Genomic DNA, 26,680 nt, shown 5'->3' with positions numbered 1-26,680 from the left:
GCTATGCCCCCGGGAGCGTGCTCGCACCCCCCGGGTGGCGCGTCCTCCGGGGACGCGCGGCCGGGTCAGGCCCCGAGTGCCGTGGCCAGCCGTTCGAGCACGGCCCGCACCCCGGCCAGGTCGGGCACCCGGTGCGCCGCCGCGGTCTCACCCTCGCCGACCTTGACGGTCACCCCGGCCGGCGCCAGCGCCCGGAAGCCGTCCTCGTCGGTGACGTCGTCGCCCAGGTAGAGCGCGCCCTGCGCGCCCAGCTCGTCCCGCAGCCGGACCAGGGCGCTGCCCTTGTCGGCGTCGGTGACCGCGAGCTCGAGCACGTCCTTCCCGGGCTTGGGGGTGTGGTGCGGGCCCGCGGCGGCCGCGGCCCGCTCCAGCAGCGCCGGACGTGCGGCGGCCTCGGGCACGGTGCGCACGTGGACGGCGACGGCGGCCGGCTTCACCTCCAGTCGCGCGCCGGGGACGGCGTCCACCAGCGGCGACAGGGTGGCCACCAGCTCGTCCCGGGCGGCGCGCAGCTCCCCGGCGAGCGGGCCGTCGAACTCCGCGCCGTGGCTGCCGATCCAGCGGAACGGTCCGGTGAGCCCGCTGGTGCCCTGCAGGTCCGCCACGCCCCGCCCGCTGACCAGCGCCACGGTCACCCCGTCGACGGCGGCCAGCCGGCCGAGCAGGTCGGCCACCCCGGGCTCGGGCACGGCGGCGCCGGGGTCGTCGCGCAGCCGGGCCAGGACGCCGTCGTAGTCGCTGGCCAGCAGCAGCGGGCGGCAGCCGGCCAGCTCGTCCAGGGCCTGCCCCAGGGCCGGGTCGAGCGGGTCGCTCACGCCTGGGCCTGCAGCGAGTCGAAGAACGAGTTCGCCCAGTGGTCGAGGTCGTGCTTGGCGATGTACCGGCGCATCGCGCGCATCCGCTTGACGCCCTCCGCCCGGTCCATCCGCAGCGCCCGGAGCAGCTGGTTCTTCACCCCGGAGATGTCGTGCGGGTTGACCAGCAGCGCCTGCTTGAGCTCGGCCGCGGCGCCGGCGAACTCGCTGAGCACCAGCACGCCCCCGTCGTCACCGCGGGCGGCGACGTACTCCTTGGCCACCAGGTTCATGCCGTCCCGGTAGGGGGTGACCAGCATGACGTCGGCCGCCCGGTACATGGCGGCCAGCTCCTCGCGGGGCATCGACTGGTTGAAGTAGTGGACGGCGGGACCGGCGATCGAGCCGTAGACGCCGTTGATGTGGCCGACCTGCTGCTCGATCGTCTCGCGCATGGTCACGTAGTGCTCGACCCGCTCGCGGCTGGGCGTGGCCACCTGCACCAGCACCGTGGACGGCGCCTCGAGCGCGCCCTCCTCCAGCAGCTCCTGGAACGCCTCCAGGCGCACGCCGATGCCCTTGGTGTAGTCGAGCCGGTCGACGCCGAGGACGATCTTGTCCGGCTGGCCCAGCTCCTCGCGGATCTCCGCGGCCCGGGCGAGCACCTCGGGGGTGCGGGCGAGCTCGTCGAAGGCGGCGACGTCGATGGAGATCGGGAACGCCTTGGCGGTGACCGTGCGGCCCTCGTAGCTGACCGTGTTGCCCTTGGTGGGCAGGTCGTGCAGCCGCCGGGCCAGGGTGACGAAGTTCGTCGCCGCGGTCGGCTGCTGGAAGCCGATCAGGTCCGCCCCGAGCAGGCCCTCGATGATCGCCGAGCGCCAGGGGAGCTGGGTGAACAGCTCGTAGGGCGGGAAGGGGATGTGCAGGAAGAACCCGATGGTCAGGTCGGGGCGGCGCTGGCGGAGCATCGCGGGCACCAGCTGCAGCTGGTAGTCGTGCACCCAGACGATCGCGCCCTCGGCGGCCACCTCCGCGGCCCGGTCGGCGAACCGCTTGTTGACCTGGACGTAGGCGTCCCACCAGGTGCGGTGGTACTCCGGCTTCTCCACCACGTCGTGGTAGAGCGGCCACAGCGAGGCGTTGGAGAACCCCTCGTAGTAGCGGTCCACCTCCTCCTCCGACAGCGGCACCGGCACCAGGGACATCCCGCCGGACTCGAACGGCTCCGGGGCGTCGCCGGCAGCGCCGGACCAGCCGACCCACGCGCCGCCGCGGCCGGCGACGAACGGCTCCAGGGCGGTCACCAGCCCGCCGGGGCTGCGCTGGTACCTCGTCGTCCCGTCCGGGTCGGTGACCTGGTCGACCGGCAACCGGTTGGCGACCACGACCACCGGACTGTCGGCACTCACTGACGTCCTCCGCGCTCGCTCGATCCACTCATCCTGAGCCGACCCTAGGCGACGCAGGTCCTCCGGCGCGCGCCCGGCGGCTCAGCGGACCAGCAGGTACCCGGCCGCGGCGGCGCCCAGCCCGAGCACCACCGAGCCGGTGAGGTACGCCAGCGCCCGCAGCACCGCCCGCTCCTCGACCAGCCGGACGACGTCGGTGCCGAAGGTGGAGAAGGTGGTCAGCGTGCCGCAGAAGCCGGTGCCCACCAGCGCCAGCACGGCGGGGGAGACGTCGCGCAGGCCGAGCAGCACGCCGAGCAGGGCACTGCCGGCGACGTTGACGGTCAGCGTGCCCAGCACGCTGCCCCGGCCGCGGCTCGCGGTGGCGACCCGGTCGGCGAGCAGCCGCAGCGGGGCACCCACGAGCGCACCGAGCACCACCCACAGCGCCGTCACGCGGCGTCCCCGGCGGCGGCGGCCACCCGGCGGCCCAGGACCACCCCGCCGGCCGCGGCGGCCACCCCGCCGAGCACCGAGGCCAGGACGTATCCGGCTGCGGCGCCCCAGGCGCCCGTCTCGGCCAGCCGGACCGACTCGACGGCGAAGGTGGAGAAGGTCGTGTAGCCGCCGAGCACCCCGGTGCCCAGCAGCGGCCGCAGCCAGGTCGACCCCGGGTGACGGGCGGCGAGCACCGCCAGCAGCAGCCCCAGCAGCAGACAGCCGGTGAGGTTGACCAGCAGGGTGGCCCACGGCCAGCCGCCGGCGGGGGAGGGGAGCGCCTCGGCGACGCCCCAGCGGCCCAGCGCACCGACGGCTCCACCGAGCGCGGCGGCGACGTAGCCGGTCACCGGCGGCGCGTCTCCGGGAACAGCAGGTCGACGAAGCGGGCCGCGGTCGGCTGCGGCTCGTGGTTGGCCAGCCCGGGCCGCTCGTTCGCCTCGATGAACACCGCGTCCGACCCCGCGACGTCCGGCACGAGGAAGTCGATGCCGGTCACCGGGATGCCGATCGCCCGGCTGGCCCGCACCGCGGCGGCGCCGATCTCCGGGTGCAGCCGGTCGGTGACGTCCTCGATCGTGCCGCCGGTGTGCAGGTTCGCCGTCCGCCGCACCCGCAGCCGCTGCCCGGCCGGGAGGACGTCGCGCATCCCGTGCCCGGCGTCGGCGACCACCGCGGCGGTCGCGTCGTCCAGCGGGATGCTGGACTCGCCACCGGTGGCCCGCTCCCGGCGCCGGCTGGTCTCCCGGACCAGGGCGGCCACGTCCTGCCGTCCGTCGCCGACCACCTCGGCGGGGCGGCGGAGCGCGGCGGCGACCACCTCGTGGTCGATGACGACGACCCGCAGGTCGTCGCCGGCCACCAGCTCCTCGACCAGCACGTCGGGGCAGAACTGCTCGGCCAGCTCGACGGCGCGGGCCAGCCCGTCGTCGTCCCGCACCCCCACGGTGATCCCCTTGCCCTGCTCGCCGCGGGCGGGCTTCACCACGAGCTCGCCGCACTCGGCCAGCAGCTCACCGGCCTCCTCCAGCCGGCCGCCGACCACCACCGCCGCGCGCGGCACCCGGACCCCGGCCCGCTCGACGATCCGCCGGGTCACCCGCTTGTCGTCGCAGCGGCTCATGGCCACGGCGCTGGTGAACTCCGACAGCGACTCCCGGGTCAGCACCGAGCGGCCACCGAGGGACAGCCGGATCTCGCCCCACTCCGGATCGGTCACCTGCACCCGGATCCCGCGACGCAGCGCCTCGTCGGCGATGATCCGGGCGTAGGGGTTGAGCTGGGCCAGACCCGGCGGCGGGGCGGAGAACAGCGGGGTGTTGATCGGGTTCTTGCGCTTGACGCACACCGCGGCCACCCGGGCGAAGCCGAGCTTGCGGTAGAGCGCGATGGCGCCGCTGTTGTCGTGCATGACCGAGAGGTCCAGGTGGGCCCGCCCGCGGCCGATGTAGCGCTCGGCGAGCACCCGCACCAGTGCCTCCCCGGTGCCGGGCGGGGCGTCCTGCGGGTCGACGGCCAGGCACCACAGGCTGCTGCCGCCGTCGGGGTCGCCGAAGGCGAGCTCGTGGTCCACCCCGGTCACGGTGCCGACGATCGCCCTGGTGCGCCGGTCCTCGGCGACCAGGTAGGTGAAGCAGCGGGTGCGGTGGTTGGCCCACATCGTGTCCGGGTCGGCGGCCACCATGCCGGCCCGGGCGTAGAGCTCGTTGATCCGGCGCATCTCCGCCACCGAGGTGACGGTGCGCACGAACACCCCGCGGATCAGCTCCTCCCGCCCGCGGTAGCGGTGCAGCGGCAGCCGGTAGAGGTACGACGGGTCGATGAACAGCTCGTCGGGAGCCAGCCCGACCAGCACCTGCGGGTCGCGCGGGTAGATGCAGATGTCCCGGCGGCCGGACTCCTCGGCACGCAGGGCGTCGACCACCCGGTGCAGGTCGGTGAAGGTCTGGCCGAAGACCAGCCGCCCCCAGCCCATGTCCAGTACGACGTCGGCGTCCATGTCCTGCAGCTCGTGCGCGGCCGGCTGCTGCCAGGAGCGGCTGGTCAGCGGCGCGCGGGGCTCGCGCCGCGTGCGGTGGCCGGCCAACCGTCGGGGTGCGCTGGTCACCGGTCCACCGTAGGCGACTGCCGTTTCCGGCGCGTTCCACGTGGAACCGGCCGGCCGCCACCCGGCGCGGCGCGCATCAGCCGTAGTAGAGGGCGACCGGCTTGCCGTCGATCTCCCGGACGTCGACCGGGGTGTCGTAGACCGCGGCGAGCACGTCCGGGCGCATGACCTCGCGTGCGGGGGCGTCGGCGACCACGACGCCGTCCCGCATCGCGACGATGCGGTCGGCGTAGCTGGCCGCGAAGTTGATGTCGTGCAGCACGATGACCACCCGCTTGCCGAGCTCGTCGGCCATCCGCCGGACCAGCCGCATGATCTCGGTCATGTGCCGCAGGTCGAGGTTGTTCAACGGCTCGTCGAGCAGCACGTACTCGGTGTCCTGCGCGAGCACCATCGCGACGAAGGCCCGCTGGCGCTGACCACCGGAGAGCTCGTCGAGGAAGCGGTCCCGGTAGGGGCCGAGCTCCAGGTACCCGATCGCGCTCTCGATGTGCTCACGGTCGTGCACCGTGAGCCGCCCGCGCGAGTGCGGGAAGCGGCCGAACTCCACCAGGTCGTGGACGGTCAGCCGGGCCGCGACGTGGTTGTCCTGGCGCAGCACCGCGAGCACCTTCGCCAGCTCGCTGGACGGCGTCGACGCCACGTCCATCCCGTCCACGGTGACCCGGCCGGCGTCGGGGGAGAGCAGCCGGCCGACGAGGCCGAAGAGGGTGGACTTCCCGGCTCCGTTCGGGCCGATGAGCGCCGTCACGCCCTCGCCGCCGAACGTGATCGAGACGTCGTCGACGACCGGCTGGCCGCCGTAGCGCTTGGTGACGTTCTCGAGCGCGATCACCGCGCCCCCTTCCGCAGCACGAGGTACAGGAAGAAGAGGCCACCGGCGAAGTCGATGACCGTGGACAGGGTGCCGCCGAAGCCGAACAGCCGCTCGAGCACCAGCTGGCCGCCCAGCAGGCAGATCATGCCGATGAGCACGGCGGCGGGCAGCGTCCACGCGTGGCGGAACGACCCCGCGTAGGAGTAGGCCAGGTTGGCGACGATCAGGCCGAAGAACAGGATCGGCCCCACCAGCGCCGTCGAGGCCGCGATCATCACCGAGACCCCGACGAACAGGGTCATCACCACGCGCTTGTGGTCCACCCCCAGACCGACGGCGGCCGGCTCGCCCAGCGTGAGGACGTCGAGGGTGCGCAGCAGCGGCACGACGGCGGCGCAGCCGAGGACGACGAGGCCGGCGGTGAGCGCCAGCAGCGTCTCGTCGGGCCGGGTGAGGGAGGCGAACATGGCGTCGGACAGCACCTGGAAGTCCAGCGGGTCGAGCATGCGCTGCATCCACTCGGTGAAGCTGCGGAAGAACGTCCCCAGCACGATGCCGACCAGCAGCATGAGGTGGATCGACCGACGCTTGCCCCCGAACAGCCAGGTGAACAGCAGCACGCTGAACGCGACCATCACCACGACCTGGACCAGCCACAGCGTGAACTCGTCGAACGCCAGGAACGCCGCCGACCCGGAGGTGAACACGATCAGGGTGGAGATCAGCACGTAGAACGCGTCGAACCCCATGATCGAGGGGGTGAGGATGCGGTTCTGGGTGATGGTGTGGAACACCACCGTGGAGACGCCGACCGCCGTCGCGACGACGAGCATCGCGACCACCGTGAGGCTGCGGATCCGCAGCGCGAACGCCAGCGAGCCGGGCACGTCGGTGAAGAGGTAACCGCACGTCAACGCCAGGACGACCCCGCCGAGCAGGACGAGGCGGAACCGCGGGCTGGCCCAGGAGGCGGCGAGCCTGGTGCGGTGCAGGCCGGCGGCGGGCAGTGCGCCGGACTCCGTGGGGGTGGGGTCAGTGAGCACGGCTCCGCCTCCGCAGCAGCAGCCAGAGGAACAGCGCCGCACCGACGATGCCGACGATGACCGACAGCGGGATCTCGTAGGGGAAGCGGACGACGCGGGCGATCAGGTCGCAGGCGAGGACGAACACGGCCCCCAGGCCCGCGACCCACGGGATCGCCCGGCGCACGTTGTCCCCGATGATCAGGCTGACCACGTTCGGGACGACGAGCCCGAGGAACGGGACCATGCCCGCCGTGACCAGCACCGCCGCGGTGATCACCGCGATGATCACCATGCCGACGGCGACGACCCGCCGGTAGTCCAGCCCCAGGTTGGTGGCGAACTCCTCCCCGAGGCCGATCACGCTGAACCGGTCGGCGGCGAACCAGGCGACCCCGACCATGAGCCCGGCGATCCAGAGGAACTCGTAGCGGCCCTGCATGACCGTGGCGAAGCTGCCCTGCGACCACTGCCCGAGGGACTGCAGGAGGTCGAGGCGGTAGGCGAAGAACGTGGTGACGGCGCCGACGACACCGCCGAGCATGATCCCGACCAGCGGCACGAGCACCAGCTGGCGCACCGGCACGATCCGGACCACCCGGAGGAAGACCCAGGTGCCGAAGAGGCCGAACACCGCGGCCACGGCCATCTTCCCGACCACGGCCAGGCCGGGGAGGAAGACGATCGTCACGAGCATGCCGAGCGTGGCGAACTCGCTGACGCCCGTGGTGCCCGGCTCCACGAACTTGTTGCGCACCAGCATCTGCATGATCAGGCCGGCGATGCCCAGCGAGGCACCGACCAGGACCGCCGCGAGCGTGCGCGGGATCCGGCTGGCGACCAGCAGGAACGCGGCGTCCCCGTCCGCGCCGCCGCTGGCGAGCGAGCCCGGGGTCACGTCGGAGGCGCCGACGAACAGCCCGGTCAGCGCCAAGGCGACGAGGAGGACGCCGATGAGCACCCCCACCCAGGCGCGGCGTGGCCGCACCGGGGTGGAGGTGCTCGTCGAGGGGGTGGCGAGCGCCGTCACCGGGAGCCGGTGGCGCGCTCGGTCAGGGCCGACACGGGTCAGTCGGCGATCTGCAGCACGTCGTCGATCATGATCTGCGCGGTCTCGATGCCGCCGAACACGACGTACCAGGCGACCGGGTCCAGGTGGTGGATCTGGCCCTCCTGGGCCGCGGTCGTCTGCGCGACGATCTCGTTGTCGAGCACCTGGGCGGCCGCCTGCGCCCCCTCGGCGCTGGTGGCGGCGTCCCGGTCGACGACCCAGAGGTGGTCCGGGTTCGTCTCGAGCAGGAACTCGAAGGAGACCGGCTCCCCGTGGGTGGCCGCCTCGATGTCCTCCACCACCGGCTGGACGCCGAAGGTGTCGTAGATCAGCCCGCCGCGCGCGCCGCGTCCGCTGGCGTCGTCGCCGGCGGGGGCCATCGCGCTGAGCCGGCCACCGGAGACCATCAGGCCCAGGCCGGTGCCGGCGTCGGCGGTGACCTGCCGGGCCTCCGCGATGCCCGCCTCGATCTCCTCGACCGCCGCGGCGGCCTCGTCCTCGGCACCGAGCACCTCGCCCAGGAAGGTGGCGTTGCGCTCCAGCGTCTCGGTGAACGAGCCGCGCATGCCCAGGTCGACGGTCGGGGCGATCTCGCTCAGGTCCTCGTACAGCGCGGAGGAGCGGCCACCGATGACGATGAGATCGGGCTGCTGCGCCTCGATCTCGACCAGGTCGGCCTCGAAGAGCGTGCCCGCGTTGAAGGCGTCCTCGGCCAGGCTGTCCTGGAGGTGGTCGGGCACCGAGTCGAGCGGGGCGCCGGAGACCTCCCCGCCCAGCGCACCGATGGTGTCCAGGGCGGCCATGTCGAACACGACGATGGTCTCGGGGTCCTTCGGGACCTCGACCGTCGTCTCCTCGTACGCGGGGTCGGCGTCCTCGGCAGCGGTGTTCCGGTCCCAGGTGAAGGAGACCGTGGCCGCCTCGTCCGCGGCGGCGGTGTCGACCGCAGCGTCCTCACCACAGGCGGTGAGAGCGAGCAGCGCCGAGAGGGACAGGGCGGTCGCGGCGAGCGGCCGGGCGGTACGGGGCATGCGGGGCTCCAGGCTCGAACGTATGAGGTCAGGCTCGCCTCACTTAGGTGTGCCTAACCAATCAGCTCGATCGCCGGTCTGTCACTTCCCCGTGACCTTTTCGTGACCAGAGCGGCTGGATCTCCCACTGGGTGGGAAGCGGGTTGCCGACCCCTCCCGGCGGGCACCGCACCGGCATGCAGACACGGAAGCTCCGCGACCTCACCGTCTCCGCCCAGGGCCTGGGCTGCATGGGGATGAGCGAGTTCTACGGCACCGGCGACCAGGCCGAGGCCGAGCGCACCATCGGCCGGGCCCTCGACCTCGGGGTGACCTTCCTCGACACCGCCGACATGTACGGCCCGTTCACCAACGAGCAGCTGGTCGGCCGGGCGATCGCCGGCCGCCGCGAGGAGGTCGTGCTCGCCACCAAGTTCGGCAACGAGCGCGGGGAGGACGGCTCCTTCCGCGGGATCAACGGCGCCCCGGACTACGTGCGCCGGGCCTGCGACGCCTCGCTGCAGCGGCTGGGCGTCGACGTCATCGACCTCTACTACCAGCACCGGGTCGACCCGACCGTGCCGGTCGAGGACACCTGGGGGGCACTGCACGAGCTGGTGGACGCCGGCAAGGTCCGGCACCTCGGCATCTCCGAGGCCGCCCCCGACACGATCCGCCGGGCGCACGCCGTCCACTCGGTGACCGCACTGCAGACCGAGTACTCGCTGTGGACCCGTGACCCCGAGGACGACGGGGTGCTGGCCACCTGCGCCGAGCTCGGCATCGGGTTCGTCGCCTACTCACCCATCGGCCGCGGCTTCCTGTCCGGGCAGATCCGCAGCGTCGACGACCTGGCGCCGGACGACTTCCGCCGCCACAACCCGCGCTTCCAGGGCGCGGCCTTCCAGCAGAACCTCGAGCTCGTCGACCGGGTGCGCGAGATCGCCGAGGGCAAGGACGTCACCGCCACCCAGCTGGCGCTGGCCTGGGTGATGGCCCAGTCCGGCCGCGCCGGCAACCCCGCGGTCGTGCCGATCCCGGGCACCAAGCGGGTGCGGTACCTGGAGGAGAACGCCGGGGCCGCCGACGTCGAGCTGACCGAGGAGGACCTGCAGGCCCTGGACGAGGCCGCGCCGCGCGGGGCCACCGTGGGCGACCGCTACCCCGACATGTCCACCGTCCACCGCTGAGGACGGACCGCCGTTCCCCCCACGCCTCGCGCGCTCGGCGCGGGCCCCTGAACGGTGGCCGGAGGGCGAGGGAGGATGGGCGGGTGCACCCCCCTGCAGCCGGCCGGCGCCGATGAACACCCCGCTGGTCGTCGCGGCGACCGTCGCCGCCGTCGTCCTGGCCGTCCTCGGCGGGCTGAGCACGGCGCTGCGCCGGCGCACCGGCACCGCCCACCTGGCCGCGACCGGCGTCCTCGAGGTGCTGCTCGTCGTCCAGGCCGTCCTCGCCGGGATCGAGCTGGCCGGCGGGGAGCGCCCCGCGGAGCTGGCCACCTTCCTCGCCTACCTGGGCAGCGTGGTGCTGTTGCCGGTCGCCGGGCTGCTGTGGGCGCGCAGCGAGCCCACCCGCTGGGCCGGCACCGTGCTCGCCGTGGCCGCGCTCGCCGTCGCCGTGATGCTCTGGCGGCTGCTCGACCTGTGGGCGGTCACCGGTGGCTGAGACACCCCGCGGGGCGCTGGGCGGGCCGGCGCCCGAGCCGACCGACGCCGTCCCGGACACCACCCGCGGCCCGGGCCGGGTGCTGGTCGCGCTCTACGGCGTGTTCGCGCTGGCCGCCGGCGCCCGGGCGGCGGTCCAGCTCGCCACACAGTTCGACGAGGCGCCGCTGGCTTACCTGCTCTCCGCCTTCGCCGCCGTCGTCTACGTGCTCGCCACCATCGGCCTCGCCCGGGGCGGGCGCGGCGGGCGGCGCACCGCCGTCCTCGCCTGCGCGGTGGAGCTGGCCGGTGTGCTGGTCGTGGGCACGCTGTCCCTGGTCGACCCGGCGGCGTTCCCGGACTCGACGGTGTGGTCGGGCTACGGCTCGGGCTACGGCTTCGTCCCCCTGCTGCTGCCGGTGCTGGGGCTGCTGTGGCTGCGGCACCAGTCCGCGGTGGCCGCCGAGCAGTCCCCGGGACCGGAGGGCGGTCCCCGCGCCGGCTGAGCGCTCCCGGGCGGATCGTTCGGTGGTGCGCAACCGAGCCCGTCGTTACCATCGCCCGGTGCCGTCCGACAGACGACCTGCGACCGGTCAGGTCCCCACCGAGGCCGCCGCCGCGATCGCCGAGGGGCTCACCACGACCGCCGAACCCACCGAGCGCCGGCGGCAGGCGTCCATCGTCGGCGCTGCCGAGGCCGTCGTCTCCAGCTACGACGGCCGTGCCCAGTCCGCCCTGCCGGGGGTGCTCTCCGACGTCCCGGTCGCCGTCCTGGTCATCGACCAGGCGGCCGGCACCGTCACCTACGCCAACACCGCGGCGATCGAGCTGGCCGGCAACGTGCGCCTGCCGGTCGCCGTGGACGCCTGGGGGGCCTCCGCCGGGCTCACCGACCTCTCCGGTGCACCGCTGGCACGCACCAGCGGGCCGCTGTCGGACGTCGCCGGTGGCCGGCCGGTGGCCGGCGAGGCGGTCCGGCTGTCCGGACGGCGCAGCTCCGACCGCGAGCGCGCCACCGCCACCGCCGACGACCCCGACCAGGTGCTGTGGGTCACCGGCTTCCCCCTCTCGCACGACGCGAGCGAGCAGCGACTGTCGCTGGTCGTCTTCCTCCAGCTGGACGAGTCCGACGCCGCCGCCGATCCGGAGGCGCAGCTGCAGGCGCTCCGGGAGCGGGCCGTCGTCGCCACCGACATCGCCTTCACCATCACCGACCCGCGCCAGCCGGACGACCCGCTGGTCTGGGTCAACCCGTCGTTCACCCGGATCAGCGGGTACTCCTACGAGGAGTGCGTCGGCCGCAACTGCCGCTTCCTGCAGGGCCCGGCGACCGAGCGCAAGACCGTCGAGGACATCCGTCAGGCGCTGCAGGACCACCAGCCGATCACCACCACGCTGCTCAACTACCGCAAGGACGGCACCGCCTTCTGGAACCAGGTGTCCATCACGCCGGTCTTCGACGGCGAGGGCACGCTGGTCAGCTTCGTCGGGGTGCAGACCGACGTCACCGAGCGGGTGCGGGTCGAGGACGACCGCGAGGCCGCCTTCGCCGCCGAGCAGGCCGCCCGCCGGGACGCCGAGGAGGCGCACGCCGCCGCCGACGCCGCCCGGGTCGAGGCCGAGCGGGCCCAGAGCCGGCTGGCGCTGATGGCCGAGGCCACCAGCACGCTGAGCGCGACCCTCGACCCCGGTGACCTGCTCGACCGGCTGGCCTCGCTGTGCGTGCCGCTGCTGGCCGACTGGGTCTTCGTCACCCTGGTCGACGAGCACGGCACGGTCACCGGCACCTCCGCCGCCCACCGGCGTGGCCTGACCGAGGAGCTGCGCCGCTTCGCCGCGCTGCGCATCGCCGACCTGCCCGAGGCCGCCCCCATCCGGCGGGTGCTCACCTCCAACGAGCCGGTGCTGGTCCCGGAGGTGACCCCCGACTTCCTGGCGGCCGCCGCCCCTGACCCGGCGCTGCGGGAGGTGATGGCCGAGCTGGGCACCTCCTCCCAGCTCACCGTGCCCCTCGTCGCCCGCCGCCGCACCCTGGGCGCGCTCACCCTGGTCGCCGAGAGCCAGGCCCGGCGGTTCGGCACCGACGACGTGGACCTCGCCCGGGACCTCTCCCGCCGGGCAGCCATGGCGATGGACAACGTGCGCCTTTACCAGCAGGAGCACTCCGTCGCCGAGACGCTGCAGCGCTCGCTGCTGCCCCAGCTGCCCGACATCACCGGGGTGACCGCGGCCGCCCAGTACCTGAGCGCCTCCAGCTCCGCCGACGTGGGCGGTGACTTCTACGACCTGCTGCACCTGCCCGACGGCAGCGTGGGCGTCGCCATCGGTGACGTCGTCGGCCACGACGTCGTGGCCGCCGCCGCGATGGGGCACCTGCGCGGGCTGCTGCGGGCGTGCGCCTGGGACGCCGGGGACGGCGACCCGGCGGAGATCCTCGGCCGGGTCGACCGGCTGGTGCAGGGCCTGCACGTCGCCCCGATGGCGACGATGGTCTACGGCCGGGTCGAGCGGCCGGCCGGGCCGGCGGAGCCGTGGCGGCTGCAGCTGGCCAACGCCGGCCACCCGCCGTTGCTGCTGCGCCACGTCGACGGGACGGTGCAGCAGCTCGACGGCGTCACCGGCCTGCTCATCGGGGTCGACGCGACCCACCGCCGCACCTCCCGGGCGATCGAGGTCCCCCGCGGCGCCACGCTGGTCGCCTACACCGACGGGCTGATCGAGCGCCCCGGCGAGGACATGGACCAGGGGATCGCCGCACTGGTCGGGCGGCTCGACGCGGCCCCCGCCGACGCCGACCCGGCCGCCCTCTGCCTGCACGCCCTCGGTGAGCACCCCGACCGGCGGGACGACGTCGCGGTCATCGCCCTCCGCTTCGACTGAGGAAGGACCTCCTCGCCCCCCCTGCGAGGGGGCCGGGCCGGCACGTTCCCTCAGTCCCCGCGGACCTCGGGGTCGAGGAGGGCGGCCTGCAGGCCGTAGGCGCCGCGGTGGAACAGCAGCGGGGTGCGGGCGGCGTCGGCGCCCAGGTCGAGCACCCGGGCGACGACGATCGTGTGGTCGCCGCCGTCGTACTCCGCCCACAGCTCGCTGTCGATCCAGGCCACCACGTCGTCCAGCACGGGGGAGCCGTGCGGGCTGGGCGTCCAGGCCACACCCGCGTACTTGTCGGCACCGGAGCGGGCGAACTGGCGGGACAGGTGGCTCTGCTCCTCGGCCAGCACGTTCACGCAGAACCGGCCCGCCTCGCGCAGCCGGGGCCAGGTGCGGGACGTGCGGGCGGGGGCGAAGGCGACCAGCGGCGGGTCCAGCGACAGCGAGCTGAACGACTGGCAGGTGAAGCCGACCGGCCCGTCGGAGGCCATCGCGGTCACGACCGTGACCCCGGAGACGAAGTGCCCCAGCACGTCGCGCATCAGCCGGGGGTCGACCACCTGGGGCGGGGGACCCGCCGCGTCTGCACTCACGTCGTCGATCCCATCACGCCCTGCCGGACGGGGCACCGTGCGGGCCGTCACGCCGGGACGACGGCACCCCGCGGCTGGTTGCGCCCGCCGGCCCGGTACAGGGAGCTGGGCAGCTCGTGGCCGACCGCCCGTTCGGTGACCGCCGCCGCGGCCAGCACGGCGTCGAGGTCGATGCCGGTGGCGACGTCGGCGTCGGCCAGCCAGTAGACGAGCTCCTCGGTGGCGATGTTGCCGCTGGCGCCCGGCGCGAACGGGCAGCCGCCGAGACCACCGACGGAGGCGTCGAGCTGGGTGATGCCGGCCTGCAGCGCGGCGAGGGCGTTGGCCTGGCCGGTGCCGCGGGTGTCGTGGAAGTGCACGCCCAGCGGCGTGCCGGGGCAGGCGCGGCGGACCTCGTCGATCAGCCGGACCACCCGCAGGGGCGTCGTGGTGCCGATGGTGTCGCCCAGGCAGAGCTGGTCGGCCCCGGCGGTGACCGCGGCCCGGGTGACGTCGACGGTGCGGGCCACCGGGGTGCGGCCGTCGAAGGGGCAGTCCCAGGCGGTGGCGACGATGACCTCGAGCGAGCCGCCGGCGCCGTGGGCGAGCTCGGCGATCTCGGCGACCGCGCCCACCGCCTCGGCGGTGCTGCGGCCGGCGTTGGCGCGGCTGTGCGAGTCGGCGGCGGAGACGACGTACTCCAGGTGGGCGATGCCGGCGTCGACCGCCCGCACCGCGCCGCGGGGGTTGGCGACCAGCGCGGAGAAGTGCACCCCGTCGAAGCGGTGCAGCTCGGCGGCGACCTGGTCGGCGTCGGCCAGCGCGGGCACGGCATTCGGGGAGACGAAGGAGGTCACCTCGATCCGGCGGACGCCGGTGGCCACCAGGGCCTCGAGCATGGCCAGCTTGTCGGCCAGCGGCAGCGGGTCCTCCAGCTGGAGGCCGTCGCGCATGCCCACCTCCCGCACGTCCACGGCCGTGGGCAGCACCAGGTCGAACTCGTTCACATCGGCCTCCTCGCCGTCGTCGCTGAGCATGATGCCCCGTTCAGCCGAGGAACTCCCGGACGGCGGCGAGCCACGGCTCCGGCTGGTCCACGTGGGCCATGTGCCCGGCCTCCTCGACCAGCACGGACCGGGCGTCGGGCAGCCGGGCCGCCGCCTCTTCGGCCAGCGCGGCCGGGAACACCATGTCCTGCCGCCCGTGCAGCAGCAGGACCGGCGTGCCGGTGGCCGCCAGCCGCGCGACCGGGTCGGGCAGCCGGGGCGAGGGCAGCGCCCCGGTGGCCCGCCAGGCGGCGAGCCAGTCGCCGGAGAACCGCACCGCGGCCAGGCGGTCGAGCCAGCCGGGCAGCGCCTCGGCCCGCCAGACGTTCGCCGGCGCACCGGCCAGCGCCGCGGCCCGGGCGAGCGCCGGACCCGCCCGGGCCGGATCCGCCCAGACAGCCGCTTCGGCCGCCCGGCGGCGGGTCCGCTCCGGCCAGTCCCCGAACTGCGCCTCGTCCACCGGGAGCACGCTGGTCGAGGCGAGCACCAGCCGCCGGACCCGGTCCGGCGCCGCGTCGGCCAGCCGCTGGGCGATCAGCCCGCCCCAGGAGAAGCCGAGGACGTCGACCGGCCCACCGCCCAGGACGTCGACGAGGGTGACCAGGTCCCCGACCACCGCGTCCGGCGTGCAGGCGCCCGGCGGCAGGCCGGTGGTCGACCGCCCGCAGCCCCGCAGGTCCGGGACCACCACCCGGTGGGCGGGCGCCAGCCGGTCGAGGGGGTCCCGGAGATAGCTGCCGTCCCAGTCCGGTCCGCCGTGCACCACCAGCAGCGTGCGGTCGGCCGGCCCGGCGGTGCGGGCGGAGTACAGGGCCACCCCGGCTGCCACCGCCACGTGCTCGGCCACCCAGCCCGGTTCCACGTGGAACGTCGTCATGCCGGCCAGCGGGTGAGCACGTCGGTGAAGGCGGCCGCCGCCTGCTGCACCTCGACGACCTCGACGTACTCGTCCACCGCGTGCATCACCGCCGGCGTGCCCGGGCCCCAGACCACGATCGGGGCCGGTCCCACGACCGGGCGGAGCACCGAGGCGTCGGTGAAGTAGGTGGCCGGGGCAGGTTCGACCCCCGCCGGCAGGGCGGCCACCCACGGGTCGTCGCGGTCGGTGCGCACCGGGGCGAGGTCGACCAGCACGTCCACCTCGGCCACCTCCGGCTGTGCGCGCCACCAGTCCAGCAGCGCGCCACCCCCGCCGACGGTGCGCTGGTCGATCACCGCCTCGGCCCGGTCCGGGACGACGTTGGGCACCGTGCCGCTGCGCAGCACGCCGGGGTTCCAGGTCTCGGTGCCCAGGAACGGCTCGCTGGCCAGCGGCAGCTCCTCACCGGCCCGGCCGAGGACCGCGACCAGGTCCAGCAGCGCGTTGTGCCCGCGCTCGGGAGTGCTGCCGTGGGCGGCGACACCGCGGGCCCGCACGGCCAGCCACAGCGCGCCGCGGTGGCCCAGCACCACCCGGTTGCCGGTCGCCTCCGGGACGACGACGGCGCCGACGCTCAGGTCGGCCACCGCGGCGGCCGCGGCGGCGGCGCCCCGGGAGCCGATCTCCTCGTCGCTGGTGAGCAGCAGCGCGACCGGCGTCCCCGGGTCCGCACCGGCGAGCGCGGCGACCGCGGCCACGACGCCGGCCTTCATGTCCGAACCGCCCCGGCCCCAGACCCGGCCGTCGTCCAGCTCGGCCCCGAACGGGTCGCGCTGCCAGCTGCCCGGCTCGGCGGCCGGCACGGTGTCGACGTGGCAGGCCACCAGCAGCCGGGGCCGCGCCGGGTCGGTGGGGGAGGTGAGCAGCGTCCAGGGCTGGTCGGCGTCGGTGCCGGACTGCACCCGCAGGTGCGGGGCGGCGGCGGTCAGCACGTCGGTGACCGTGCCGAGCACGCCGCGCTGGGCGGCGGCGTCGCCGGAGACGGTGGGGGTGGCGACCAGCTCGCGCAGCAGGCCGACGACGTCCGGGGCAGGGGCGCTCATGGGCCGATCATGGCCCGCACCCCTGCCCCGCGCTCAGCCGGCGACCGGCTCCGGGGTGCGCTCGGTCTCGACCGTGCGGCTCAGCTTCGCGCCCTCGACGTCCAGGTCGGGCAGCGCCCGGTCCAGCCAGCGCGGCAGCCACCAGGCCGAGCGGCCCAGCAGCGCGAGCACCGCCGGCACCAGCGTCATCCGGACGACGAAGGCGTCCACCAGCACGCCGACGGCCAGGCCGAAGGCGATCGCCTTGACCGTGACGTCCTCGATGGTCACGAAGCTGCCGAACACCGAGAACATGATCAGCGCGGCGGCGACGACGACCCGCGACGCGTGCCGCATGCCGGCGACGACCGACTCCCGCGGCGCGCCGCCGTGCACGAACTCCTCGCGCATCCGGGAGACCAGGAAGACCTCGTAGTCCATCGCCAGGCCGAAGAGCACGGCCATCAGCAGGATCGGCATGAAGCTGATCACCGGGCCGGTGGCCGGCACGCCGAAGAGGTCCATCAGCCAGCCCCACTGGAAGACGGCGACCACGGCGCCGAACGAGGCGGCCACCGAGAGCAGGAAGCCCAGCGCGGCCTTGATCGGCACCAGGACGGAGCGGAAGACCAGCAGCAGCAGGACCAGCGCCAGGCCGACCACGACCAGGGTGAACGGCAGCAGCGCGCCGGCCAGCCGGTCGGAGACGTCGATGGCGACCGCGGTCTGCCCGGTGACGGTGACGTCGGCGCCGGTGTCGGACACCAGGTCGTCGCCGAGCTCGCGCAGGTCGGCGACCAGCTGGGTGGTGGCCTCGTCCTGCGGGCCGCTCTCCGGCACCACCTGGACGATCGCGGCGGTGCCGTCGGCGAGCAGCTGCGGGGCGGCGTAGGCCACGTCGTCCAGCCCGCCGGTGAACTCGCCGGGCTGGCCGGTCGGGGTGCCGCCGATCGCCGCGGCGGCCTCGTTGGCGGTCTGCTCGGCGGTCGCCGGGTCCAGGCCGTCGAGGAAGACGATGAGCGGGCCGTTGAGCCCGGGGCCGAAGAACTCGCTGACCGCGTCGTAGGCCTGGCGGGTGGTGCTCTCCTCGGGCGCGGTGCTGGCGTCGGGCAGGGCCAGCCGCAGCTGCAGCGCCGGGATCGCGACCACCAGCAGGCCGACGACGGTGACCAGCACGGTGAGCAGCGGGCGGCGGGTGACGAACGCGGCCCAGCGGGCGCCACCGGTGCGCGCCGGGGTGCCGGCGTGCTCGGCGAGCGCCTGCTCGCGGCGGGCGGCGCGGGACCCGGGCTTGGGCACCAGCCGGGCGCCGGCGAAGCCGAGCAGCGCGGGCAGCAGGGTGAGCGCGACCAGGACGGCGACCAGCACGGTGCCGGCGGCGCCCAGGCCCATCACGGTGAGGAAGGGGATGCCGACGACCGCGAGGCCGGACAGCGCGATGATCACGGTCAGGCCGGCGAAGACGACGGCGGAGCCGGCGGTGCCGGCGGCCCGCCCGGCCGACTCCTCCGGGTCCATCCCGGCGGCCAGCTGGGAGCGGTGCCGGGACAGGATGAACAGCGTGTAGTCGATCCCGACCGCCAGGCCGATCATCAACGCCAGGGTGGGGGCGGTCGAGGACAGCGTGATCACCCCGGACATCGCCAGCAGCCCGGTGAGCCCGATGGCCACCCCGACCAGCGCGGTCAGCAGGTTCATCCCGGCGGCGAGCAGCGAGCCGAAGGTGATGACCAGCACCAGGACGGCGACCAGGACGCCGACGAGCTCCAGCGGGCCGACGGTGACCGCACCGGTGGCGAAGGCACCGCCGCCGACCTCGACCTCCATGCCGGCCTCGGTCGCCGCGGTGGTGGCGGCCTGCAGCTCCTCGAGCGCGTTCTCGCCCAGCCCGTCGGCCTGCACCGCGTACTGCACCGGAGCCAGCGCCGCGCGCCCGTCCGGGCTGATCGACTGGGTGGTGAAGGGGTCCTGGACGGCGGCGACCTGGTCGACCTGCCCGGCCGCGGCGACCGTCTCCCCGATCGCCGCCGCGTACTGCGGGTCGGCGACCGTGGCGCCCTCGGGGGCGATGAACACCAGCTGGGCGCTCGCTCCCGCCGCCGCCTGGGAGACCTCGTCGAGCCGGTCGAGGGCGGCCTGGGACTCCGAGCCGGGGATGGTGAACTCGTCGTCGAACTCCCCGCCGATGGTCAGGAAGAGGGCGACGACGATCCCCAGCACCGCCACCCAGGCGGCGGTGAAGAGCACGCGACGGCGGTAGGCCGCGCGGCCCAGCCGGTAGAGCAGGGTGGACATCGGTTCTCCTGGATCGGGCCGGGTCAGGGGGTGGGCGGAGCGGTCGACACCGCGCCGCGGACGAGCGAGAGCAGGGCGGTGCGGCGCAGGGGCTCGAGGTCGCCGTGCGCGGTGAGCGACATGGCGTTGAACCCGGTCAGCAGTGCGGTGGCCGCGCCGATGAGGTCGGCGGCCGGCAGCGCGAAGGCCAGCCCGGCCTCGGCGGCCATCCGGTCGACCAGCTCGGCCAGCCGGCTGCCGACCTGGTCGTCGTGCCGGCGCAGCACCTCGGCGGCCTCGGGGTTCCGGGCGGCGTGCAGCGTGTACTCGCTGACCACCAGCGCCCAGGTGCGGTCGCACCGGAAGGCACCGAGCACCCGGTCGACGGCGGCAGCGAGCGGGTCGGGCTCGTCGGCCAGGCCGGTGAGCAGCTCGGCGACCCGGGTGAGGTCGCGGTCGACCTCCCGGGTCATCAGCGCCTCGAACAGCTCGTCCTTGGTGCGGAAGCTGGAGTAGAAGGCGCCGCGGCTGAAGCCACCGCGGCGGCAGATGTCCTCGACGCTCGCGGCGGCGAAGCCCTGCTCGGCGAAGGTCTCCAGGGCGGCGTCCAGCAGGAGCTCCACGGTGACCTCACGACGGCGCTTGGGCCGGTCGAGGTCCGTGGCGGTCACGATGCAGGACTGTATTGGATACACCAGTGCATCGAGAACTCGAGACGGGTGTGACGTCCGTTGCCTCCGGGGCCGGAGATGCGACGAGGCCGCCGCCCCCGGTCAGGGGACGACGGCCTCGGTCGGGTGCGCTCGGATCAGCCGAGGGCGCGGCCCACGGCGACGGCGCGGGTGTCCGGGGCGGCGACCCGGGCGGCGTCGGCCTCCTGGTCGTCGGCGGCCTCCTGCGAGCGGCGCTCGGCCTCCACCCGGGCCCGGTAGCTCTCCACCTCGCTGGTGATCCGTGCCTCGTCCCAGCCGAGCACCGAGGCGACGGCCCGGGCGACCGGCTCGGCGGAGTCGACGCCGCGGTGCGCGGTCTCGATGGAGATCCGGGTGCGCCGGGCCAGCAGGTCGTCCAGGTGCAGCGCGCCCTCGCGCACGCAACTCCACACCATCTCCACCATCAGGTACTCCTCGGCACCGGGCACCGGCTCGAGCAGCTCGGGGGCGTCGGCGGCCAGCGCCAGCACCTCGGGGGTCAGCGAGCCGAACCGGTTGATCAGGTGCTCGGCGCGGAACCGCGGGATGCCCCACCGCTCGGACAGCCCGTCCAGGGAGTTGACCATCGCCGCGTAGCCCTCGGCGCCGACGAGCGGGATGTTCTCGGTGACGCTCGGCGGCACCGTGCGGGTCACGTCCTCGGCGACCGCGTCCACGGCATCGGCCGCCATCGGCCGGTAGGTCGTGTACTTGCCGCCGGCCACCGCGATCACGCCGGGCATCGGGCGGGCCACCGCGTGCTCACGGGACAGCTGGCTGGTCATCTCGCTGTCCCCGGACAGCAGTGGGCGCAGCCCGGCGTAGACACCGGTGATGTCGTCGTGGGTCAGCGGCACGGCGAGCACCCGGTTGACGTGCTCGAGGATGTAGTCGATGTCGGCCTTCGACGCCGCCGGGTGCGCCTTGTCCAGCTCCCAGTCGGTGTCGGTGGTCCCGACGATCCAGTGGCTGCCCCAGGGGATGACGAACAGCACCGACTTCTCGGTGCGCAGGATCAGCCCGGCCTCGCCGTTGATCCGGTCGCGTGGGACGACGATGTGCACGCCCTTGCTGGCCCGCACGTGGAACCGCCCGCGGCCGCCGACCAGGGTCTGGATGTCGTCGGTCCACACGCCGGTGGCGTTGACCACCACCTCGCTGCGGACGTCGACCTCCTCCCCGGTCTCCACGTCGCGCACCCGGACGCCGACGACCCGGCCACCGGCGTGGTTGAAGGCGACGACCTCGGCGGAGTTCAGCACGGTGGCGCCGTAGGCGGCGGCCGTCAGCGCCACGGTCAGGGTGTGCCGGGCGTCGTCGGCCTGCGCGTCGTAGTAGCGGACCGCGCCGACCAGCGCATCGGGCTTCAGTGCGGGGAACATCCGCCGGGCGCCGGTGCGGGTGAGGTGCTTCTGCCCCGGCATCGGCTCCGACAGCGCCCCGAAGCGGGCCAGCCCGTCGTAGAGCGCCAGGCCGGCGGTGACGTAGGGCCGCTCCCAGCCGCGGTGGGTCAGCGGGTAGAGGAACGGCACCGGCTTGACCAGGTGCGGGGCGATCCGGTTCACCGACAGGTCGCGCTCGTGCAGCGCCTCGCGGACCAGCCCGAAGTCGAACTGTTCCAGGTAGCGCAGCCCGCCGTGGAAGAGCTTGGAGGAGCGGGAGGAGGTGCCGCTGGCGAAGTCGCGGGCCTCGACCAACGCCGTCCGCAGGCCGCGGGTGGCGGCGTCCAGCGCGACGCCCGCGCCGGTCACCCCACCGCCGATGACCAGGACCTCGAACTCGCCCTTGACCAGCTCGGCCCAGGACTGGGCGCGCTGGTCGGGTCCGAGCGGGCGTACTGCCGTCATGCGAACTCCTCGGTGTGGCTGCCGCTGCGACGTGCCGGCCGGCGATGTGCTGCCGTTCACACGTCCGGGACCACGGTAGGTCGGTCGCGGTCGGCCCGTCGACGCGAGCTGTCTGACATGGTCGTACGCGCGGTCTCACCCGGTACGACGACGTCGTACGGCCGGGGGACCGCCACAGGCCGGTCCGATGGCCTAGCGTCGGGCGCCGTGCCGGGCACCGTGCAGTCGATCGAGCGGGCCGCCGCGATCCTGCAGGTCGTCGCGGCCTCCGGTGGCACGCTCGGGGTCACCGACATCGCCGAGGCGGTCGGGCTGGCCAAGACCACCGCGCACAGCCTGCTGCGCACGCTGCTGCACGTCGGCTTCGTCGAGCAGGACCGGGCCACCGGCCACTACGCCGTGGGCGCCGGGCTGCTCCGGCTGGGCAGCCACCTGGACGTCAACGAGCTGCGCGCCCGCTCGTCGAACTGGGCCGACGCGCTGGCCGCGCGCAGCGGCCAGGCGGTCCGGCTGGTCACCCTCGCCGGGGACGACGAGGTCGTCGTCGTCCACCACGTCTTCCGGCCCGACGACTCCGCGCAGGTGCTCGACGTCGGCAGCACGCTGCCGGCCCGCAGCACCGCGCTGGGCCGGGTGCTGCTCGCGCACTCCCTCGGCCGCCGGGCACCGCGGACGGCGGCCGGTGCGGCGGCGGCCGACCTGGCCGAGGTCCGCGCCCGCGGGTGGGCCGTCGAGCGGGGGGAGCACCAGCCGGGGCGGGGCTGCATCGCCGCCCCGGTGCGCGCCCACGGCGGCCTGGTCGTCGCGGCGCTGGGCATCAACGGGCCGGTGAGCTCGCTGTTCGACGGCCGGGGCGCCCCGCGGGCCCTGCTGGTCGGCATGGTCACCGACGCCGCCGCGGGCGTCTCCCGGGAGCTGGGGGCCGGCGGTGGCTGACCGGTACGTGCTCGCCGTCGACCAGGGGACGACGTCCACCCGGTCGCTGGTGTTCGACCGGGGTGGCCGGATGGTCGCCGTCCGGCAGCGGGAGCACCGGCAGTACTTCCCGAAGCCGGGCTGGGTCGAGCACGACCCGATGGAGATCTGGGCGAACACCCAGCGCACCGCCACCCAGGTGCTCGCCGACCTGCCCGCGGCCGGCGAGGTGGTCGCCCTGGGCATCGCCAACCAGCGGGAGACCACCGTCGTCTGGGACCGCGCCACCGGCCGGCCGGTCACCCGCGCGCTGGTCTGGCAGGACACCCGCACCGCCGACCTGGTCGCCGAGCTGGCCGCCCGCCCCGACGCGGACCTGGTGGCCGAGCGCAGCGGGATGGCGATCGCCGGCTACTTCTCCGGGCCGCGGCTGCGCTGGATCCTCGACCACGTGCCCCGTGCCCGGGAGCGCGCCGAACGGGGCGAGCTGCTGTTCGGCACGATGGAGACCTGGCTGATCTGGAACCTCACCGGCGGGCCGGACGGCGGGGTGCACGTCACCGACGTGACCAACGCCAGCCGCACGCTGCTGATGGACGTGCGCAGCTGCCGCTGGGACCCCGACCTGCTGGCCTTCTTCGACATCCCGGCGGCGATGCTGCCGGAGATCCGCCCGTCGGTCGGCGTCCTGGGGCTCGCCACGGCGCTGTCGCCGCAGCTGCCGATCGCCGGTGCGCTGGGTGACCAGCAGGCGGCGCTGTTCGGGCAGGCCTGCTTCGCCCCCGGCGAGGCCAAGTGCACCTACGGCACCGGCAGCTTCCTCCTGCAGAACACCGGCACCGAGCTGGTGCACACCCGGTCGGGCTCGATCAGCACGGTCGCCTACCAGCTCACCGGGGAGCCGGTGCACTACGCGCTGGAGGGCTCGGTGGCCGTCGCCGGGGCGCTCGTGCAGTGGCTGCGCGACGGGCTCGGGCTGATCAGCTCGGCGGCCGAGGTGGAGACGCTGGCCCGCACCGTCGCCGACAACGGCGGCTGCTACGTCGTCCCCGCGTTCTCCGGGCTGCTCGCCCCGCACTGGCGGGGCGAGGCACGCGGCCTGGTCGCCGGGCTCACCTCCTACGTCACCAAGGGACACCTGGCCCGGGCGGTGCTGGAGGCCACCGGCTGGCAGACCCGGGACGTCGTCCAGGCGATGGCCGCGGACTCCGGGCTGTCCCTGCCGGCGCTGCGGGTGGACGGCGGGATGACCACCAACAACCTGCTGATGCAGTTCGTCGCCGACGCCCTGGACACCCCGGTGGTGCGCCCGATGGTGGGGGAGACCGTGTCGCTGGGGGCCGCCTATGCGGCGGGGCTGACCGTCGGCGTGTGGTCCGACGTGGAGGCGCTCCGCCGGAACTGGCACCGCGCGGCCCAGTGGACGCCGTCCCCGGTGCGCTCGCTGGCGCTCACCGCGGAGTACCCGCGGTGGGAGCGGGCGGTGGAGCTGAGCATCGCCTGGGGTGCTCCCTGACCGGTGGTGACCCACCGTCACCAACGTCTGTCCGACGATGTCGGACCCGGCGTGTTGTCCGGCTCACACCCGGCTCCTACCGTCCTCGCACAGGCCGGCCCGAGGTGATCGCCACCACAGGGCCGACCGGACCCACCCACGGTCCGCAGAGCTGCGGGCCCGTTGCGAGGAGCGCCTACACGTGGACACCGTCGGTCTGTGGACCGTCTTCGGGAGTGAAGTACTCGGCACCGGGATCCTGATCCTGCTGGGCGTCGGCGTGGTCGCCAACGTCGCGTTGCCCAAGACCTTCGGCAACGGTGGCGGCTGGATCGTCGTCATCTTCGGCTGGGGGCTCGCGGTCTTCGCCGGCGTCTTCGCCGGCGCGACTTCCGGAGCGCACATCAACCCGGCCGTCACCGTGGGCCTGCTCGTCAGCGACGCAGACACATATGCGCCCGGGATTCCCATCACTGTTGGCAGCACGCTCGCGTACTTCGCCGGGCAACTGGTGGGTGCCTTCCTCGGCGCGGTCGTGGCGTATTTCGCGTACTACGGGCACTACAACGACCCGGAGGCCGCCGGCACCCAGCTGGGCACGTTCGCCACCGGGCCGGCCACCGGCACGGTGAAGGACAACGTGCTCACCGAGGTGGTCGGCACCTTCGTGCTCGTCTACATCATCCTGCGGTTCGGGGACACCCCCACCGAGCTCGGCCCGCTGGCCGTCGCCCTGCTCGTCGTCGGCATCGGCGCCTCGCTCGGCGGCCCCACCGGCTACGCCATCAACCCCGCCCGCGACCTGGGCCCGCGCATCGCCCACGCCGTGCTGCCGATCCGCGGCAAGGGCGGCAGCAACTGGGGCTACGCCTGGGTGCCGATCGTCGGCCCGCTCATCGGCGCCGTGCTCGCCGGCGCGCTGTCCCACGTCAACCTCTGACCCGACCCCCTCGGGGGCCGAAGTCGCGACTCCGGCCCCTCCGTCTCCAGGAGGAACCCCCATGGCCCAGTACGTAGCCGCCATCGACCAGGGCACCACCAGCACGCGCTGCATGCTGTTCGACCACGACGGCGCCGTCGTCTCCGTCGGTCAGAAGGAGCACCAGCAGATCTTCCCGCGCGCCGGGTGGGTCGAGCACGACGCGACGGAGATCTGGAACAACACCCGCGAGGTGGTCGCGCAGGCTCTCGCCCGGGGCAACGCCAGCAACTCCGACATCGTCGCCGTCGGCATCACCAACCAGCGGGAGACCGCGGTGGTGTGGGACAAGAACACCGGCCGGCCGGTCTACAACGCGATCGTCTGGCAGGACACCCGGACGACGAAGATCATCGAGGAGCTCGGCGCCCTCGGCGGCGGCGCCGACCGCTACAAGGACAAGGTCGGCCTCCCGCTGGCCACCTACTTCGCCGGCCCCAAGGTCCGCTGGATCCTGGACAACGTCGACGGTGCGCGGGAGAAGGCCGAGCGCGGCGACCTGCTCATGGGCACCATCGACTCCTGGCTGATCTGGAACATGACCGGCGGGGCCGACGGCGGCCTGCACCTCACCGACGTCTCCAACGCCTCCCGCACCATGCTGATGGACTACCGGGAGCTCGCCTGGGACGCCGACATCGCCGCGGAGATGGGCATCCCGATGTCGATGCTCCCGGAGATCCGGTCGAACTCCGAGGAGTACGGCAAGGGCCGCAAGGCCGGCTTCCTGGCCGGGGTGCCGATCGCCGGGTCGCTGGGCGACCAGCAGGCGGCGACGTTCGGCCAGGTCTGCTTCACCAAGGGCATGGCCAAGAACACCTACGGCACCGGCAACTTCATGCTGCTCAACACCGGCGAGGAGGCCGTCCCGTCGCAGAACGGCCTGCTCACCACGCTGTGCTACCAGCTCGGCGACGCCAAGCCGGTGTACGCGCTGGAGGGCTCGATCGCGGTCACCGGCTCACTGGTCCAGTGGGTCCGGGACAACCTGGGCATGATCAAGAGCGCCCCGGAGATCGAGGACCTGGCCCGCTCGGTCGACGACAACGGCGGCGCGTACTTCGTGCCGGCGTTCTCCGGCCTGTTCGCCCCGCACTGGCGCTCGGACGCCCGCGGCGCCGTCGTCGGGCTCACCCGGTTCGTCAACAAGGGCCACCTCGCCCGCGCCGTCCTGGAGGCCACCGCGTACCAGACCCGCGAGGTGCTCGACGCGATGAACGCCGACTCCGGGGTCGACCTCACCGAGCTGCGGGTGGACGGCGGCATGGTCGGCAACGAACTGCTCATGCAGTTCCAGGCCGACCTGCTCGGCGTCCCGGTGATCCGGCCGAAGATCGCCGAGACGACGGCGCTGGGCGCGGCCTACGCGGCCGGGCTCGCCGTCGGCTTCTGGTCCGACCTGGACGAGCTCACCGCCAAGTGGGCCGAGGACAAGCGCTGGGACCCGCAGATGGCCGCCGACGAGCGGGAGCGCAACTACCGCAACTGGCAGAAGGCCGTCACCAAGTCCCTCGACTGGGTCGACGAGGACGTCGTCTGAGGACCTGGGGGCCGAAGTCGCGACTTTGGCCCCCAGGTGACGTCTGACCTGCGCGTACGCGTGAGCCCCTGGAAACGCGAACGTCATCGGGCCCGGCTGGACAACCGCTGCCACGCGCCGACTCTCCAAGGTGCGGGAGCAGGTTGCCGGCCGGGCCCGACCGGTCTGCACGGAC

At 74.2% G+C, this 26,680-nt stretch carries 24 protein-coding genes; 8 read left to right on the top strand and 16 right to left on the bottom strand.

Features of this window, described 5'->3' with window-relative positions:
- Positions 1-65: 65 nt before the first annotated feature.
- The 9 genes from otsB to HLA93_RS17850 all read right to left on the bottom strand — a co-directional run bounded on the left by otsB (position 66) and on the right by HLA93_RS17850 (position 8,708).
- Entirely contained in the window at positions 66-815 is a 750-nt protein-coding gene (otsB, locus tag HLA93_RS17890) for a trehalose-phosphatase (protein ID WP_222195764.1), read from the bottom strand.
- Positions 812-2,203 (bottom strand): alpha,alpha-trehalose-phosphate synthase (UDP-forming), encoded by a 1,392-nt coding sequence (locus HLA93_RS17885; protein WP_308128221.1) that lies wholly within the window; start codon positions 2,201-2,203, stop codon positions 812-814. Before HLA93_RS17885 ends, otsB begins: the two co-directional genes overlap by 4 nt.
- Positions 2,204-2,284: 81 nt before the next feature.
- Positions 2,285-2,638, bottom strand: coding sequence for a fluoride efflux transporter FluC (locus HLA93_RS17880; protein ID WP_222195763.1), 354 nt, complete (start codon positions 2,636-2,638; stop codon positions 2,285-2,287).
- Entirely contained in the window at positions 2,635-3,030 is a 396-nt protein-coding gene (crcB, locus tag HLA93_RS17875; RefSeq protein ID WP_222195762.1) for a fluoride efflux transporter CrcB, read from the bottom strand. Before crcB ends, HLA93_RS17880 begins: the two co-directional genes overlap by 4 nt.
- A complete protein-coding gene (gene ngg, locus HLA93_RS17870; RefSeq protein WP_222195761.1) occupies positions 3,027-4,787 on the bottom strand; it encodes an N-acetylglutaminylglutamine synthetase in 1,761 nt (586 codons plus the stop codon). The genes crcB and ngg overlap by 4 nt, the downstream gene beginning before the upstream one ends.
- A 76-nt stretch (positions 4,788-4,863) precedes the next feature.
- On the bottom strand, positions 4,864-5,622 hold the full coding sequence (locus HLA93_RS17865) for an iron ABC transporter ATP-binding protein (protein ID WP_222195760.1): 759 nt from the start codon (positions 5,620-5,622) through the stop codon (positions 4,864-4,866).
- Positions 5,619-6,647, bottom strand: a complete 1,029-nt coding sequence (locus HLA93_RS17860; RefSeq protein WP_222195759.1) for an iron chelate uptake ABC transporter family permease subunit — start codon at positions 6,645-6,647, stop codon at positions 5,619-5,621. The genes HLA93_RS17865 and HLA93_RS17860 overlap by 4 nt, the downstream gene beginning before the upstream one ends.
- Positions 6,637-7,656 (bottom strand): ABC transporter permease, encoded by a 1,020-nt coding sequence (locus HLA93_RS17855; RefSeq protein WP_222195758.1) that lies wholly within the window; start codon positions 7,654-7,656, stop codon positions 6,637-6,639. Before HLA93_RS17855 ends, HLA93_RS17860 begins: the two co-directional genes overlap by 11 nt.
- 38 nt (positions 7,657-7,694) lie before the next feature.
- A complete protein-coding gene (locus tag HLA93_RS17850; protein WP_222195757.1) occupies positions 7,695-8,708 on the bottom strand; it encodes a siderophore ABC transporter substrate-binding protein in 1,014 nt (337 codons plus the stop codon).
- A 176-nt stretch (positions 8,709-8,884) separates the two neighbouring features.
- Here HLA93_RS17850 and HLA93_RS17845 point away from each other — a divergent pair, with 176 nt between their 5' ends.
- The 4 genes from HLA93_RS17845 (at position 8,885) to HLA93_RS17830 (ending at position 13,213) form a co-directional block, all read left to right on the top strand.
- A complete protein-coding gene (locus HLA93_RS17845) occupies positions 8,885-9,877 on the top strand; it encodes an aldo/keto reductase (RefSeq protein WP_222195756.1) in 993 nt (330 codons plus the stop codon).
- A gap of 112 nt (positions 9,878-9,989) precedes the next feature.
- Entirely contained in the window at positions 9,990-10,355 is a 366-nt protein-coding gene (locus tag HLA93_RS17840; protein ID WP_222195755.1) for a hypothetical protein, read from the top strand.
- Positions 10,348-10,839, top strand: a complete 492-nt coding sequence (locus tag HLA93_RS17835; RefSeq protein WP_308128220.1) for a hypothetical protein — start codon at positions 10,348-10,350, stop codon at positions 10,837-10,839. Before HLA93_RS17840 ends, HLA93_RS17835 begins: the two co-directional genes overlap by 8 nt.
- Positions 10,840-10,897: 58 nt before the next feature.
- Positions 10,898-13,213 (top strand): SpoIIE family protein phosphatase, encoded by a 2,316-nt coding sequence (locus HLA93_RS17830; protein ID WP_222195754.1) that lies wholly within the window; start codon positions 10,898-10,900, stop codon positions 13,211-13,213.
- A gap of 50 nt (positions 13,214-13,263) precedes the next feature.
- Here HLA93_RS17830 and HLA93_RS17825 read toward each other — a convergent pair whose 3' ends face one another.
- The 7 genes from HLA93_RS17825 to HLA93_RS17795 form a co-directional block, all read right to left on the bottom strand.
- Entirely contained in the window at positions 13,264-13,797 is a 534-nt protein-coding gene (locus HLA93_RS17825) for a flavin reductase family protein (protein WP_308128219.1), read from the bottom strand.
- Positions 13,798-13,844: 47 nt separating this feature from the next.
- Positions 13,845-14,813 carry a hydroxymethylglutaryl-CoA lyase gene (locus tag HLA93_RS17820; RefSeq protein ID WP_246626917.1) on the bottom strand — a complete coding sequence of 323 codons (969 nt, stop codon included), beginning with the start codon at positions 14,811-14,813 and terminating at the stop codon, positions 13,845-13,847.
- A gap of 10 nt (positions 14,814-14,823) precedes the next feature.
- Positions 14,824-15,699: an alpha/beta fold hydrolase gene (locus HLA93_RS17815; protein WP_222195753.1), complete on the bottom strand. Its 876-nt coding sequence runs from the start codon at positions 15,697-15,699 to the stop codon at positions 14,824-14,826.
- Entirely contained in the window at positions 15,696-16,784 is a 1,089-nt protein-coding gene (locus tag HLA93_RS17810; protein WP_222195752.1) for a M20 family metallopeptidase, read from the bottom strand. Before HLA93_RS17810 ends, HLA93_RS17815 begins: the two co-directional genes overlap by 4 nt.
- A 33-nt stretch (positions 16,785-16,817) precedes the next feature.
- Positions 16,818-19,058 carry an MMPL family transporter gene (locus HLA93_RS17805; protein WP_222195751.1) on the bottom strand — a complete coding sequence of 747 codons (2,241 nt, stop codon included), beginning with the start codon at positions 19,056-19,058 and terminating at the stop codon, positions 16,818-16,820.
- A 23-nt stretch (positions 19,059-19,081) separates the two neighbouring features.
- Complete coding sequence (locus HLA93_RS17800; protein ID WP_222195750.1) at positions 19,082-19,708, bottom strand: TetR/AcrR family transcriptional regulator; 627 nt, start codon at positions 19,706-19,708, stop codon at positions 19,082-19,084.
- Positions 19,709-19,845: 137 nt separating this feature from the next.
- Entirely contained in the window at positions 19,846-21,576 is a 1,731-nt protein-coding gene (locus tag HLA93_RS17795) for a glycerol-3-phosphate dehydrogenase/oxidase (protein WP_222195749.1), read from the bottom strand.
- A gap of 207 nt (positions 21,577-21,783) precedes the next feature.
- Here HLA93_RS17795 and HLA93_RS17790 point away from each other — a divergent pair, with 207 nt between their 5' ends.
- From HLA93_RS17790 to glpK (HLA93_RS17775), 4 genes are all read left to right on the top strand, one after another.
- A complete protein-coding gene (locus tag HLA93_RS17790; protein WP_308128218.1) occupies positions 21,784-22,512 on the top strand; it encodes an IclR family transcriptional regulator in 729 nt (242 codons plus the stop codon).
- The gene (gene glpK, locus HLA93_RS17785) at positions 22,505-24,007 is read left to right on the top strand and encodes a glycerol kinase GlpK (RefSeq protein ID WP_222195747.1); all 1,503 of its coding nucleotides are present in this window, start codon (positions 22,505-22,507) and stop codon (positions 24,005-24,007) included. Before HLA93_RS17790 ends, glpK (HLA93_RS17785) begins: the two co-directional genes overlap by 8 nt.
- Positions 24,008-24,188: 181 nt before the next feature.
- Positions 24,189-24,926: an MIP/aquaporin family protein gene (locus HLA93_RS17780; RefSeq protein ID WP_308128217.1), complete on the top strand. Its 738-nt coding sequence runs from the start codon at positions 24,189-24,191 to the stop codon at positions 24,924-24,926.
- 61 nt (positions 24,927-24,987) lie between these two features.
- Positions 24,988-26,505, top strand: coding sequence for a glycerol kinase GlpK (gene glpK / locus HLA93_RS17775; protein ID WP_222195745.1), 1,518 nt, complete (start codon positions 24,988-24,990; stop codon positions 26,503-26,505).
- The last annotated feature ends 175 nt before the right edge of the window (positions 26,506-26,680 follow it).

Source organism: Modestobacter italicus, from assembly GCF_019799965.1.
Taxonomy (GTDB): domain Bacteria; phylum Actinomycetota; class Actinomycetes; order Mycobacteriales; family Geodermatophilaceae; genus Modestobacter; species Modestobacter italicus_A.
This window is presented reverse-complemented; position numbering and strand designations above follow the sequence as displayed.